12 protein-coding genes are annotated in these 13,179 nt (G+C 72.5%); 5 read left to right on the top strand and 7 right to left on the bottom strand.

Annotation, left to right across the window (positions count from 1 at the left end; all coding sequences use genetic code 11):
- Window positions 1-58: 58 nt before the first annotated feature.
- Window positions 59-1,234: a TDT family transporter gene (locus AB0O07_RS24790; protein WP_365636862.1), complete on the top strand. Its 1,176-nt coding sequence runs from the start codon at window positions 59-61 to the stop codon at window positions 1,232-1,234.
- On the opposite strand, the gene AB0O07_RS24785 is transcribed toward AB0O07_RS24790, so the two are convergent.
- The 4 genes from AB0O07_RS24785 to AB0O07_RS24770 form a co-directional block, all read right to left on the bottom strand.
- The gene (locus AB0O07_RS24785; protein ID WP_365637293.1) at window positions 1,173-1,889 is read right to left on the bottom strand and encodes a helical backbone metal receptor; all 717 of its coding nucleotides are present in this window, start codon (window positions 1,887-1,889) and stop codon (window positions 1,173-1,175) included. The two genes, AB0O07_RS24790 and AB0O07_RS24785, sit on opposite strands and share 62 nt — an antisense overlap.
- Window positions 1,890-1,908: 19 nt before the next feature.
- Complete coding sequence (locus tag AB0O07_RS24780; protein ID WP_365636859.1) at window positions 1,909-2,457, bottom strand: helix-turn-helix domain-containing protein; 549 nt, start codon at window positions 2,455-2,457, stop codon at window positions 1,909-1,911.
- 165 nt (window positions 2,458-2,622) lie between these two features.
- Entirely contained in the window at window positions 2,623-5,274 is a 2,652-nt protein-coding gene (locus tag AB0O07_RS24775; RefSeq protein WP_365636857.1) for an ABC transporter permease/substrate binding protein, read from the bottom strand.
- A complete protein-coding gene (locus AB0O07_RS24770) occupies window positions 5,267-6,439 on the bottom strand; it encodes a glycine betaine/L-proline ABC transporter ATP-binding protein (protein WP_365636854.1) in 1,173 nt (390 codons plus the stop codon). Before AB0O07_RS24770 ends, AB0O07_RS24775 begins: the two co-directional genes overlap by 8 nt.
- 282 nt (window positions 6,440-6,721) lie before the next feature.
- On the opposite strand from AB0O07_RS24770, the gene AB0O07_RS24765 reads away from it, so the two are divergent.
- Both AB0O07_RS24765 and AB0O07_RS24760 read left to right on the top strand, forming a co-directional pair.
- Window positions 6,722-7,627: a 5'-3' exonuclease gene (locus AB0O07_RS24765; protein WP_365637290.1), complete on the top strand. Its 906-nt coding sequence runs from the start codon at window positions 6,722-6,724 to the stop codon at window positions 7,625-7,627.
- A gap of 52 nt (window positions 7,628-7,679) precedes the next feature.
- Window positions 7,680-8,528 (top strand): siderophore-interacting protein, encoded by an 849-nt coding sequence (locus AB0O07_RS24760; protein WP_365636851.1) that lies wholly within the window; start codon window positions 7,680-7,682, stop codon window positions 8,526-8,528.
- Between the two features lie 71 nt (window positions 8,529-8,599).
- On the opposite strand, the gene AB0O07_RS24755 is transcribed toward AB0O07_RS24760, so the two are convergent.
- The 3 genes from AB0O07_RS24755 to AB0O07_RS24745 form a co-directional block, all read right to left on the bottom strand.
- Window positions 8,600-9,379 (bottom strand): ABC transporter permease, encoded by a 780-nt coding sequence (locus AB0O07_RS24755; protein WP_365636849.1) that lies wholly within the window; start codon window positions 9,377-9,379, stop codon window positions 8,600-8,602.
- Window positions 9,376-10,404, bottom strand: coding sequence for an ATP-binding cassette domain-containing protein (locus AB0O07_RS24750; protein WP_365636847.1), 1,029 nt, complete (start codon window positions 10,402-10,404; stop codon window positions 9,376-9,378). Before AB0O07_RS24750 ends, AB0O07_RS24755 begins: the two co-directional genes overlap by 4 nt.
- A 316-nt stretch (window positions 10,405-10,720) precedes the next feature.
- Complete coding sequence (locus AB0O07_RS24745) at window positions 10,721-11,419, bottom strand: PadR family transcriptional regulator (RefSeq protein ID WP_365636844.1); 699 nt, start codon at window positions 11,417-11,419, stop codon at window positions 10,721-10,723.
- A 271-nt stretch (window positions 11,420-11,690) separates the two neighbouring features.
- On the opposite strand from AB0O07_RS24745, the gene AB0O07_RS24740 reads away from it, so the two are divergent.
- Both AB0O07_RS24740 and AB0O07_RS24735 read left to right on the top strand, forming a co-directional pair.
- The gene (locus AB0O07_RS24740; protein ID WP_365636843.1) at window positions 11,691-12,275 is read left to right on the top strand and encodes a sigma-70 family RNA polymerase sigma factor; all 585 of its coding nucleotides are present in this window, start codon (window positions 11,691-11,693) and stop codon (window positions 12,273-12,275) included.
- Window positions 12,272-13,033: an anti-sigma factor gene (locus AB0O07_RS24735; RefSeq protein WP_365636841.1), complete on the top strand. Its 762-nt coding sequence runs from the start codon at window positions 12,272-12,274 to the stop codon at window positions 13,031-13,033. Before AB0O07_RS24740 ends, AB0O07_RS24735 begins: the two co-directional genes overlap by 4 nt.
- Window positions 13,034-13,179 lie beyond the last annotated feature (146 nt).

Raw genomic sequence — 13,179 nt, 5'->3', positions numbered from 1 at the left:
TGACCCCATAGCGAGAGCGGGTCTGGTGCCGCCCCCGCCCCGGCGGGACGCTGGGCGCATGGCCCTTCTCACCCGCACCGCCGGCCCCGTTCCCGGCCGCCCCGGCGTACGCGATACGCACCGCCCGCCCGCGCCACGCCTGCGCCATCTGGGGCCCAACTGGTACGCGACGGTGATGGGCACCGCGATCGTGGCCTCGGCCGGGGCCGCCCTCCCGCTGGACGCCGCCGCCCTGCCGGGGGCGCGGGCGGTGTGGGTGGCGCTCTGGGCGCTCTCCGCGCTCGCGCTCGCCACCGTGCTCGCCGCCCGCGCCGGGCACTGGCTGCGCCACCGCGACCGGGCCCGCGCCGATCTCCTCGACCCGGCCGTGGCGCCGTTCCACGGCTGTCTGGCGATGGCGCTGCTGGCCGTGGGGTCCGCGACGCTCACCGTGGGGCGGGCGGTGCTGGGCGAGCGGGCGGCGCTCGCCGTGGACGCGGTGCTCTTCGGCGCGGGGACGGTGACCGGGCTGCTGGTGGCGGTGGGGATCCCGTACCTGATGGTGGTGGGGCACCGGACGGAGCTCGCGGACGCCTCCCCGGTGTGGCTGCTGCCGGCCGTCACCCCGATGGTCTCGGCGGCGGTGGGCCCCGCGCTGGTGCCGTACCTCCCGGCGGGGCAGGGGCGCGCGGCGCTGCTGCTGGGGTGCTACGCGCTCTTCGGGCTGAGCCTGCTGGCCACGCTGGTCCTGCTGCCGCTGGTCCTCGCCCGGCTGCTGGCGTACGGTCCGCTGCCGCTCGCGCTGACCCCGGTGCTCTTCCTGGTCCTCGGCCCGCTGGGGCAGTCGACCACCGCGGTGGCCCGGATCGCCGAGGCGGCGCCGGGGGCGGTGGGCGGCCCGTACCCGGCGGCGCTGGCGGGTTTCGCGGTGGTGTACGGGGTGCCGGTGATGGGGTTCGCGCTGCTGTGGCTGGCCCTGGCGGGGGCGCTGGTGGTACGGGCGGTACGGCGCGGGATGCGGTTCACGATGACGTGGTGGGCTTTCACCTTCCCGGTGGGGACCTGTGTGACGGGGGCGGCGGAGCTGGCCCGGCACACCGGAGTGACGGCGCTCACCTGGCTCTCCGCGGGGCTCTTCGCGCTGCTCGCCACCGCCTGGGCGGTCGCCGGGTGGGGCACGGTGCGCGGGGTGCTCAGCGGAGCGCTGCCCGCAGCACCCCGGGCGCCCGTACCAGCGAAGGCCCGTACCAGGTGAGATGGCGCCCGTCGACAAGGGCGGCGGGCAGGCCGGGGAAGGCCTCGGGGCCGTCGTCGGCGGTGAAGCGGTACGGCTCGTCGGGCAGCACCAGCAGTTCGGCGCCGGCCTCCCGCAGCTCGGCGAGGGGGATCCGCGGATACCGCTCGGGATGGCCGCCGTAGACGTTCTCCACCCCGAGCCGGGCGAGCAGGTCCCCCGCGAAGGTGTCCCGGCCGAGCACCATCCACGGGCGGCGCCAGACGGGCACGAGGGCCCGGCGGCGCGGTCCGGGCGGCGGCAGCTCCACCCAGGCGTGGCGGGCCTCGTCCAGCCACCGGGGCCGGGCCACCCCGCACCCGTCGACCAGGACCCGCGCCAGCTCCGTGAAGGCCTGCTCCAGCGTCCGCACCTCGGTGACCAGCACCGTCAGCCCGGTCGCGCGCAGGGCGTCGAGGTCCTGGGCACGGTTCTCCTCCTCGTTGGCGACGACGAGGTCGGGACGGAGCGCGGCGACGGCCGCGACATCGGGGTTCTTGGTGCCGCCGATCCGCGCCACGCCGAGTCCGGCGGGGTGGACGCACCAGTCGGTGGCGCCGACCAGCAGTCCGGGCGCGCCGACGGCGACGGCCTCGGTCAGCGAGGGCACCAGCGAGACCACCCGGGGCCCGGACACCGTGGACACGGCCGCCCCGTCAGCGCCGGTCGAAGGTCACGTCGACCTCCTCGGCGACGGCGACGACCAGGATCCGGGTGCCGGGCTCGGTGGCGCGCCACCGGTGCCGTACACCACCGGTGAGATACAGCGTGTCGCCGCGCTCCAGCCGGTAGGCGCGCCCCTCGGCCTCCACCTCGGCGGCGCCGTCCGCGATGTACATCACCTCGTCGTTACGGTGCGTGTACTCCCGGCCGGTGTCCTGTTCGCCGGTGAACTCCTTGGCGTTGAGCTGGTGCCCGCCGCGCGCCACGCGCCGTACGCCGGGTACGGGGGCGTCCGGGGCGCGTACGACATCGACCGTACGGGCGGAGTCCGCCGCCGCGCGGAGCTGGGCCGGAGTCGTCTCCAGGGCGTCGGCGACCCGGTCGAGTGAGCGCGTGGAGGGCCGGGCCCGTTCGTTCTCGATCTGGCTGAGGAAAGGCACCGAGAGCCCGCTGCGGGCCGCGACCGCGGCCAGGGTCAGGCCGAGAGACCTGCGCCTCCTGCGGACGGCGGCGCCCACCCTGAGCGCTTCCTTGTCGTCCATGTCTGGCTCCCTCCCGGCCGGATCGTCATCTTCTCAGAGTTGACGGCCCTACAAGAGCTGTCCTCCATGATGCGCGCGGCAGAGACGGAACGGAAACGCCGGAAGGGTGGATATCGCCCGGTGCGACACCCACCCTTCCGGGTCAGCCCTGGTGATGACTTCCGGCTACACCGGGGCCATCTTGTCCGCGATGCCCGGATTCCGGTCCATCCAGGTCTTCACGGCTTCCTCTTCGTGGCCGGTGCCGGCCTTCTGGATCTCGTTCTCCAGTCCGGCGAGCTGTTCCTCGCTCAGCGTGAAGTCCTTGAACCACTTGGTGAGCTGGGGATAGTTCCCGGGGAAGCTCTTGTGCGCGACGGTGGTGAGCCGGTCGCCCTCGCCGAACGCCTGGTCGGGGTCCTTGAGCTTGGTCAGGTCGTACTCCTTGTACGCCCAGTGCGGGGACCAGAGGGTGACGGCGATGGGCTCCTTCTTGGCGTACGCGCGCTTCAGCTCGGCGAGCATGGCGGGGGTGGAGCCGTCGACGGCCTTGTACTCGCCGTCGAGGCCGTACCCGGGCAGGACGGTCTCCTTGAGGACGTTCATCTCCTCGGCGCCGGGCTCGATCCCGACGATCCGGCCCTTGAACTCGTCGCCCCGGCCCTTGAGGTCCGCGAGGGAGTCGACGCCCTTGACGTACGAGGGGACGGCGATCTCCCGGGTGGTGGGGCCGTACCAGGAGCCGAGCTGGGTCAGGTCGTTTTTGTACTTGTCCCAGTACCGCTTCTGCGCGTTGGGCAGCCAGCCGTCGAACTGCACGTCGATCTGGCCGCGCGACATCGCCTCGTACATGGGGCCGAGTTCGAACTGCTTGAGGTTGACGGTGTAGCCGCGCTCCTCCAGGACCGCCTTCCACAGGTACGTGGCGGCGATGTCCTCCTCCCAGGGGAACCAGGCGATGTTGACGGGGCGCGCGGCCTCGCCCTGGCCCGCCCCGCTCTTGGCGCCGGTCCGTGTGGCGGAGGTGTCCGTCTTTCCGTCGACGGGGGTCCACTTGTCGGCGGCGCCCGGGTTCTCCTTCAGCCAGGCGCGGACGGCCTCCTGCTCCTGTCCCTTGCCGGCCGCCTGGATCTTGCCCTCCAGGCTGGTGAGCTGCTTGTCGGTCATCTTGAAGTTCTTGAGCCAGGCGCCGACCTGCGGGTTGTCCTCGGAGAACCCCTTGCGGGTCAGGGTGTGCACGCCGTCGCTCTCCGCGCCGAACGCCTTCTTCGGGTCGGCGAGCTTGGTCAGGTCGTACGAGTCGTACGCCCAGTGCGGCGACCAGAGGACGACCGCGATGGGCTCCTTCTTGGCGTACGCGCGCTTCAGCTCGGCGAGCATCCCGGAGGTGGAGCCGTCGACCAGGGTGTACTCCTGGTCGAGGCCGTACGCCTTGAGGACCTTCGACTTGAGCAGGCCCATCTCGCCCGCGCTGGGCTCGATGCCGATGATGCGGCCCTTGAAGGTCGAGGCCTTGCCCTTGAGGTCGGCCAGCGAGTCGACGCCCTTCACGTACGAGGGCACCGAGATCTCCAGGGAGGTCTTGTCGTACCAGGCGCCCATGTCCTCCAGGTCGTTCCGGTACTTCTCCCAGTAGGAGGCGTGGGTGACGGGGAGCCAGGAGTCGGTCTGGATGTCGATCTGGCCCGCGGCCTGTCCGGTGTAGAGCGAGCCCGCCTCGTACTGCCGGGCGTCGACCTCGAAGCCGCGCCGCTCCAGCAGCTCCTTCCAGAGGAAGGTGGAGGCGATGCCCTCGTCCCAGGGGATGTACCCCATGGAGATCTTCTTGCCCTGGCCGACATTGCCCGCGTCGTCCGTGGTGGACGAGGAGGAGGAGCCGAAGAGGCCGAGGCCGCCGGCGGCGAGCGCGAGGGCGAGGACGCCCGCGAGCGCGACGACGGGCTGCGGACGGTGCTGCCAGATCTTCAGACCGCCGCTCATCTCCTTGGCCTTGGCCAGGATGCGCCGGCCGACCGGGGAGACCTGGAGGCTGAGCGCGCCGGTGATCCGGTCGAGGTAGACGGCGAGGATGACGACGGAGAGGCCCGCCTCGAAGCCGAGGCCGACGTCGATGTTGCCGAGCGCGCGGTAGACGGCGCCGCCGAGGCCGCCGCCGCCGACCATGCCGGCGATGACCACCATGGAGAGGCCCAGCATGATGACCTGGTTGATGCCGGCCATGATGGTCTGGAGGGCCAGCGGGAGCTGGACCCGCAGCAGGGTGTTGCGCGGTGTGGTGCCGAACGCCTCGGCGGCCTCGACGAGTTCGCCGTCGACCTGCCGGATGCCCAGCTCGGTCATGCGGACGCCCGGCGGCAGCGCGAAGATGATCGTGGCGATGATGCCGGGCACCGCGCCGATGCCGAAGAAGACGACGCCGGGGATGAGGTAGACCATGGCGGGCATGGTCTGCATCAGGTCGAGGACCGGCCGGATCACCGAGCTGACCGTCTTGGAGCGCGCCGCCCAGATGCCCAGCGGGAGCGCGACGGCGAGCACGATGATGGTCGCGACGAGCACCAGCGAGAGCGTCTCCATCGCCTCGCTCCACAGCTCCATCGAGTCGATGAGCGCGAAGCCGACGAAGGCGAGGACACCGGCGCTGAGGCTCCGCAGCCACCAGGCGAGCACGGCGAGGATCCCGGCGAGGAGCAGCGGCTCCGGCGCGCCGAGTACGGCGTTGATGGCGTCGTACAGGTGGGAGACGACCCAGCCGATCGCGTCGAACAGCCAGGCGAAGTGGTTCTGGAGGAAGTCGACGGCTCCGTCGACCCAGTCACCGAGGGGCAGTCTAGGCACTGGCGACCGCCTTGTCGGTGCCCTCGGAGTCCGTGCCTTCGGAGTCCGTACGGTCGCCCGTGCCCCGGCCGGCGGCGGCCGGTCCCGGGGCGTCGACCGGGGTCATCGGCTCGCCGAGGACGGCGAGCAGCCGTGCGCGGGGGACGACGCCGACGAGGCTGCCCTCGTCGTCGACGACGGCGACGGCCACTCCACTGGTCGAGCAGGGGGTGAAGAGCTCGATGATCGGGGTGGACTCGGGGACGGTGGCGGGCGCGGCGTCGAGGACGTCCTGCGCGGTACGGAGCTCCTTGCCGCCGTCGACGGTGCCGAAGGCGGTCTCCGGGTCGGCCATGATGGCGCCGGCGGTGAGCACCCGGGAGCGGTCGACGTCCTGGGTGAAGGAGGCGACGTACTCGTTGGCGGGGGTGACGAGGATGTCCTCGGCGGTGCCGAGCTGGACGATCTCCCCGTCGCGCATGACCGCGATCCGGTCGCCGAGGCGCATGGCCTCGTTGAGGTCGTGGGTGATGAACACGATGGTTTTCTTGAGCCGTTTCTGGAGTTCGAGGAGCTGGTCCTGCATGTCGCGGCGGATCAGCGGGTCGAGCGCGCTGAAGGACTCGTCCATGAGGAGCAGATCGGCGTCGGTGGCGAGCGCGCGGGCGAGCCCCACGCGCTGCTGCATGCCGCCGGAGAGCTCGTCGGGCCAGGACTTCTCCCAGCCGCCCAGGCCCGTGAGCTCCAGCGCCTCGGCGGCGCGCTTCTCCCGCTCGGCGCGGGGGACGCCCTGGACTTCGAGGCCGTATCCGGCGTTCTCCAGGACGCTGCGGTGCGGGAAGAGCGCGAAGTGCTGGAAGACCATGCTGATCTTGGTGGAGCGGACCTGGCGCAGTTCGGCGGGGGCCAGGGCGGTCAGGTCCTGTCCGTCGAAGAGGACCCGGCCGGAAGTGGGCTCCAGGAGTCCGTTCAACATGCGCAGCAGTGTCGACTTGCCGGATCCCGACAACCCCATGACCACGAATATCTGGCCCGGCTCGACCGAGAACGACGCGTCGATCACCGCGGCGGTCGTGCCGTCGGCACGGAGCTCGTCGCGGTCCGTACCGTCCTGGAGCCTGGTCACCGCTTCGTCCGGTCGTCTGCCGAACACCTTGTACAGGCGATCGGCTTGCAGCCTGGTCACATACACCTCACGGGTTGAACGGAAAAACGGCCCGTCACCCCCGCGGGCGGGCCGTGGAGCGAGCGGATTCGGTCCGCTCACCGGGGACGACGCGTGAGAATCGGCCCTGGCTGGCTCCGTCGGCGCGCCTGCCCGACCTTACAGAAGGCAAACAATTAAGTGACCTACATCACACCATCGGATGGCCGGATCGGCGCACCCGGAGCACCCCTCCCGGCCATGCGGGGGTGACCGGCGGCTGTCAGTGGGATGGGGCATCCTCAGGGGGTGACCCGACGCCTGATGCTCCTCGACACCGCCTCTCTCTACTTCCGCGCCTACTTCGGGGTCCCCGAGTCGGTACGGGCCCCGGACGGCACCCCGGTCAACGCGGTGCGGGGGCTGCTCGACTTCATCGCCCGGCTGGTCCAGGACCACCGCCCGGACGCCCTGGTGGCGTGCATGGACGCGGACTGGCGGCCCGCCTGGCGGGTGGAGCTGATCCCCTCGTACAAGGCGCACCGGGTGGCCGAGGAGCGCCCGGAGGGCCCCGACCAGGAGGAGACCCCGGACACCCTGGCCCCGCAGGTCCCGGTGATCGAGGCGGTCCTCGACGCGCTGGGCATCGCCCGGATCGGGGTCGCGGGGTACGAGGCGGACGATGTGATCGGCACCCTCGCCGGGCGCGCGGAGGGCCCGGTGGACATCGTCACGGGCGACCGGGACCTCTTCCAGCTCGTCGACGACGCCCGGGGCGTCCGGGTGCTGTACCCGGTCAAGGGGGTCGGCACGCTCCAGATCGTGGACGAGGCGGCGCTCCGGGAGAAGTACGGGGTGGACGGCGCGGGCTATCTCGACCTGGCGCTGCTCCGCGGCGACCCGAGCGACGGGCTGCCCGGGGTGCCCGGGATCGGCGAGAAGACCGCCGCCAAGCTGCTGGACGCCTACGGGGACCTCGCCGGGATCATGGCGGCCGTGGACGATCCCTCCTCCAGGCTCACCCCCTCGCAGCGGAAGCGGCTGGACGGGGCGCGGGGGTACGTGGCGGTGGCGCCCACCGTGGTCCGGGTCGCCGGGGATGTCCCGCTGCCGGAATTCGACCCCGCCCTGCCGCGGGGGCCGCGCGATCCGGCCATGGTCGACGCGCTCTCCACCCGCTGGGGTCTCGGCGGGGCGCTGGGACGTCTGCTCGCCACTCTTCCCCGGTGAGTGTTAGCTTACTTAGGCAAACCTAAGCAGCAGGGAGCCGAGGGAGACCGCCGTGGCAGAACGACCGGCCCGCACCGCACCGAAAGCCCACGAGGGAGAGGTTCTGCGCACCGAGTGGATCACCCCGCACATGGTCCGGGTGGTGATCGGCGGCGAGGGTCTGGCCGGGATCCGGGCGGGGGAGTTCACGGACCACTATGTGAAGGTCCTCTTCACCCCGGAGGGCGTCAGCTACCCGGAGCCCTTCGACGTCGAGCGGATCCGCGCCGAGTTCCCCCGGGACCAGTGGCCCGCGAACCGTACGTACACGGTGCGCTCCTGGGACCCGGGCACCCGGGAGCTCGCCATCGACTTCGTGGTCCATGGCGACGAGGGCCTGGCCGGTCCCTGGGCGGCGCGGGTGAAGCCCGGCGAGACGGTACGGCTGCTGGGCCCCGGCGGGGGGTACGCGCCGGACCCGGCCGCCGACTGGCACCTCCTGGCCGGTGACGAGAGCGCGCTGCCCGCGATCGCCGCCTCGCTGGAGCGGGCGCCCGAGGGCGCCGTGGTCCATGCGTTCGTGGAGATCCCGGGCCCCGAGGAGGAGCAGAAGATCGCCACGCCGGACGGCGTCGAGATCACCTGGCTCCACCGCGGCTCCCGTCCGGTGGGCGAGGCGCTGCTCGCCGCCGTACGCGGCCTGGAGTTCCCGCCCGGGGACGTGCTGGCCTTCGTGCACGGCGAGGCGGGCGTCGTGAAGGAGCTCCGCCGCCACCTCCGGCTGGAGCGGAACGTCCCGCGCGAGCGGCTCTCCATCTCCGGGTACTGGCGCCTCGGCCAGAACGACGAGGCCTGGCGCGCCGTCAAGCGCGAGTGGAACGAACGGGTGGAGCGGGAGCAGGAGGAGCGCCCGGCCGCCTGACCGCCCGCCGCTCCCCCGCCCCGCTCCCCCGCCCCCGCTGCCGCCTTCTGGCTTCCGGCTTCCGGCTTCCGTCAGACCGACTTCTGGTACGCGCGGAACGTACGGGTCGAGAGCCAGACCGCGGCGAGGGCGAGGAGCAGCAGCGCCCCGCCCCGGGTCAGCACGGCGCTCCAGTCGGGGTCGGCGGAGAGCGCGGAACGCCCGGCGATCATGGCCCAGTTGACCGGGTTGAAGTCGGCGATCCGGGCCATCCAGGACGGCATCTGGGCCGGGGCCATGAACGCCGAGGAGAGGAACGTCAGCGGCAGCAGCAGGAAGGTGTTGATGCCGATGATCGACTCCCGCTCGCGCACCAGCATGCCCAGGGCGTTGGAGAGCGCCCCGAAGACCGTGCCCAGCAGGATCGAAGCGACCACCAGGATCAGCAGCCCGCCGGCGCCGCCCGGGTAGCCGGCCCCGCCGAGCAGCCCCAGCAGCAGGATGATCACGGACTGGACCGCCGTACTGATGCCGTTCTGCACGACGTTGGCGTTCATCAGGGCGCTCCGGCTGACCGGGGTGGTCAGGAAGCGGTTGAGCGTGCCGCGCTCGATCTCCTCCAGGGTGCCCATCCCGGCCCACATGCTGGAGCCGAGCGCGCTCATCACGACGATGCCGGGGATGAGGTAGTCGAGGTACGAGGTGGTGCCGAAGCCGCCCAGTTCGACGACCTTCTTGAAGAGGTTGCCGAAGAGGAAGAGCCAGATCACCGGCTGGATCAGGGAGATCAGCAGAAAGACCGGCTGGCGTACGAGCGCCACCAGGTGACGCTGGGTCAGGTACCAGGTCTGGGTGAGGGCTCCGCCGTTCACCGGGCACCTCCGGCGGCGGCCAGGACGGGGGCGTCGGTGGACGCGGCGGCCTCGGCCTCGGCGAACCGGCGTCCCGCGTACCGCAGATAGACGTCGTCCAGCGAGGGCCGGGCCACCGTGGCGGCGGTCACGGCGGCGCCGGCCCGCTCCAGCGCGCCGAGCAGCACGGGGACCGCGGCGGCGCCGTCGTCGGCGCGGACACTGACCCGGCGCCCGTCGACCGCGATGTCGTGCACCCCGGGGAGCGCGGCGAGGGCCGCGGTGAGCACCGTACGGTCGCCGCCTTCCCGCAGTTCGAGGTGGACGGCGTCGCCCCGGAGTTCGCCCTTGAGCGCGTCGGGGGTGCCCTCGACCACCACCCGGCCCCGGTCGACGATCGCGATCCGCTCGGCGAGCCGGTCGGCCTCCTCCAGGTAGTGGGTGGTGAGCAGGATGGTCAGCCCCTCGTCCCCGGCGAGCCGCCCGATCTCCTCCCACATCGCGGTACGGGCCTCGGGGTCGAGCCCGGTGGTCGGCTCGTCCAGGAAGAGCACCTCGGGCCGGTGGACCAGCCCGAGCGCCACGTCGAGCCGGCGCAGCATGCCGCCCGAGTACCCCTTGACCGGCCGCCGGGCCGCGTCCGTCAGGGCGAACCGCTCCAGCAGGGCGTCGGCCCTGTGCTGGAGTCCGGCGCCGCTCAGTCCGTACAGCCGGCCCTGGAGGATGAGGTTCTCGCGGCCGGTGGCGGCCGGGTCGGCGCCTGATTTCTGGGCCACGACCCCGATCGCGCGCCGGACCCGGTCGGGGTGGCGGAGCACATCGTGTCCGGCGACGGTGGCGGTGCCGCTGTCGGGGCGGGCGAGGGTGGTGAGGATCTTGACGGTGGTGGACTTGCCGGCGCCGTTGGGGCCGAGCAGGCCGAGGACCGTGCCGGCCTCGACGGTGAGGCCCATCCCGTTGAGGGCGGTGACCCCGCCGGGATAGGTCTTGATCAGATCGTGTGCCCGCACGGCGGGCGCGCCGCTGCGGGGAACACCGGTACTCATGACAGAGCTCTCCTGTGGTGATCGTGGTGATCGTGGGTGATCAGGCCTTCCGGAGATGCCGGGAGGCCTCGGGTGTCTCGGGGCCGGGGGTCTCGGACGTACGGAGAGCTGACGTCGGTGATGACGTACAGGGTTGACGTACGCGGAGGTCCCGGGCCATGCCGAGCCGATCCACGCGTGGAGCGCCGGGCTATCCTGGGGTGTGCCGCACCTCGATCGCCCGGTCGCCTGCGCGGCGGTCCGGTCCGGGGTTCGAGACCCTGGCGGGAGCTGCTGCAACAGCGACCGCCGGGGTCGTTCTCGCTTCTCGTAGCGCTCAGGTCCTCCGGGGGCGTCCCCCCTCCGGCAGGGCGGCCCCGACGGCGGGGTCGATGGCCACCCGCTCCCCGTCGAGGCGCTGCCACTCCGCCGGGACCTCGCCGGTCTGCCGCAGGGCGCGCCATTCACCGACGCCGGAGAGCGTGCCCTCCGCGATCTCCTGGCGCAGCCCGCGTACCCACCGGACCTCGGCGTCCATCATGTGGAGGTGGTACTCCATCTCCACCACGAAGAGCCGGGGCAGTTGCTCGTACAACTGGGCCAGCGCCCCGCGCATCCCGGCGGCTTGCAGGACGAGCGTCGCCACCCGCTCCTCCAGCAGCGTGACCACCTCGTCGGGCGGGAGGACGGCGATCAGCGAGAGCGCGGTCTCGAAGAGCGGGAACTCCCGGGCGGGGACGGCGACCAGGTCGGCCAGCCACTCCAGCATCTCCTCGTGCCCGGCCGGGGTCAGCCCGTACAGCGTGCGCTCGGGCCGGTTGCCCTGCCGCTGCACCTCGGCCACCTCCAGGAAGCCGTGCTTCTGGAGGTTCTGGACGACGGTGTAGAGGGAGCCGTAGTTGATCTTGACGCTGTGTTCCTTGCCCCGCTGACGGAGCGTCTGGGCGATCTCGTACGGATGCATCGGGCGCTCCGAGAGCAGCGCCATCACCGCGAGCGCCAGCGGATTGCCGAGCTTGCGCCGTCGCGTCGTCATGACCACCACCCCCGTTCGGCCGGTCACGCGTCCCCGCGCGGCCCGGCATACGCATCAACGCATACGAATACTCGTCGCCGAACATATCGCGAGTTCCCTTCGCCGGTCAAGACGCTCGCGACATATCTCGATTCTCTCCCCTGCTCCCCGGACGGGCGGCGGCGCGGGCGGTGAAAGGATGGCAGCTCCCTGCCCTGCGCCGGGACCAATCCGACGCGATCACGGCTCCGAATCCCTGCTGGAGTCTGCTCGCACCGTGGAGGAAAGCCGCGTGAAAGAAGCCGTGCACATCGGCGGGCCCGCTGCGGCGGGGCCCGATCTACAGGAATTGCTGGGCCTGGTGGCCAGGGGCGACCAGGATGCGTTCTCCCGGGTGTACGACCAGGTCTGCGGCCCCGTGCTGGGCCTGGTCCGCAGCGTGCTGCGCGATCCGGCGCAGTCGGAGGAGGTGGCCCAGGAGGTCCTGCTGGAGGTCTGGCGCACCGCCACCCGGTTCCGGCCGTCCCGGGGCAGCGCGATGACCTGGGTGCTGACCCTCGCGCACCGGCGGGCGGTGGACCGGGTCCGCTCGGCCCAGGCGTCCACCGACCGGGAGCACCGGGCCGCGCTGCTCGACCGCACCCCCGCCTTCGACGAGGTGACCGAACAGGTGGAGGCGAGTCTCGAACGTGAGCAGGTCCGCCGCTGTCTGCGGACGCTCACCGAACTCCAGCGCCAGTCCGTCACCCTCGCGTACTACCAGGGCCTGGCCTACCGGGAGGTCGCCGAGTTGCTCTCGGTCCCCCTGGGGACGGTCAAGACCCGGCTGCGCGACGGACTCATCCGGCTCCGCGACTGCCTGGGGGTGAACGCGTGACCACCGCCGACCTGCACACACTGACCGGCGCCTACGCGCTGCACGCCCTGGCCCCGGAGGAGCGCGCCGCGTTCGAACGCCACCTGGAGGCGTGTGCCGCCTGTACCCAGGAGGTACGGGAACTCGCCGCCACGGCCGCCCGGCTGGGGCAGGCGGTAGCCGTGGTCCCGCCGCCAGCGCTCAAAGAGCAGGTGCTGCGCCGGATCGCGGCCGAGCGCCAGGAGCCGCCACGGGTGACCCCCCATCAGACCCGGCCCGGCGGGGCGGCGGGCCGGCGCGGCCGGCTGCTCTCCCGGTTCGCGCTCGCCGCCTGTCTGGCCGCCGCCGCGAGCCTCGGCGGGGTCGCCGTCTGGCAGAACCAGGTGGCCCAGGACGCCCGCCAGGAGGCCCAGGACGCGCAGCGCCGGGCCGAGGAGCTGGCCGCCGTGCTCTCCGCCCCGGACGCCCGGGTCACCACCGGCCGGCTGACGAACGGCGCGACCGGCGGCGTCATCGTCTCCCGCGCCAAGGACCGGGCGGCGTTCGTCGCCTCCGGCCTGCCGCGGGCCCCCGCCGGCAAGGTGTACGAACTCTGGTACGACGACAACGGGACGATGCGCGCCGCGGGCCTGCTGGACTCCACGACCGGCACCGCCTCCGTCCTGATGGAGGGCCCCCTCGCCGACGCGTCCGGCATGGGCATCACCGTGGAACCGGCGGGCGGCTCCGCCCAGCCCACCTCCACGCCCCTGGCGCTGATGGAGTTCACCACCGCCTGAGGAAGGCGCCGGCCACAACGGGCGGTGGGGGGGGGGCCCCCCGCCCGGGCCCGCCGGCCGCCCCCCCGCAAGGACGGGGGGCCCCCCCCAACCCCGGGGGGCCCCGGCCGCGCCCCCGCCGCCCGGTCGATGGCGACGGCGCCGAG

This window comes from Streptomyces sp. NPDC093085 (assembly GCF_040683935.1).
Classification (GTDB): Bacteria; Actinomycetota; Actinomycetes; order Streptomycetales; family Streptomycetaceae; genus Streptomyces.
This window is presented reverse-complemented; position numbering and strand designations above follow the sequence as displayed.

What these genes read in the sequence shown, in the direction of transcription:
- AB0O07_RS24790 (WP_365636862.1), top strand. Translation starts at nt 59, where the DNA reads ATGGCCCTTCTCACCCGCACCGCCGGCCCCGTTCCCGGCCGCCCCGGC.
- AB0O07_RS24780 (WP_365636859.1), bottom strand. Translation starts at nt 2,457, where the DNA reads ATGGACGACAAGGAAGCGCTCAGGGTGGGCGCCGCCGTCCGCAGGAGG.
- AB0O07_RS24765 (WP_365637290.1), top strand. Translation starts at nt 6,722, where the DNA reads ATGCTCCTCGACACCGCCTCTCTCTACTTCCGCGCCTACTTCGGGGTC.
- AB0O07_RS24750 (WP_365636847.1), bottom strand. Translation starts at nt 10,404, where the DNA reads ATGAGTACCGGTGTTCCCCGCAGCGGCGCGCCCGCCGTGCGGGCACAC.
- AB0O07_RS24745 (WP_365636844.1), bottom strand. Translation starts at nt 11,419, where the DNA reads ATGACGACGCGACGGCGCAAGCTCGGCAATCCGCTGGCGCTCGCGGTG.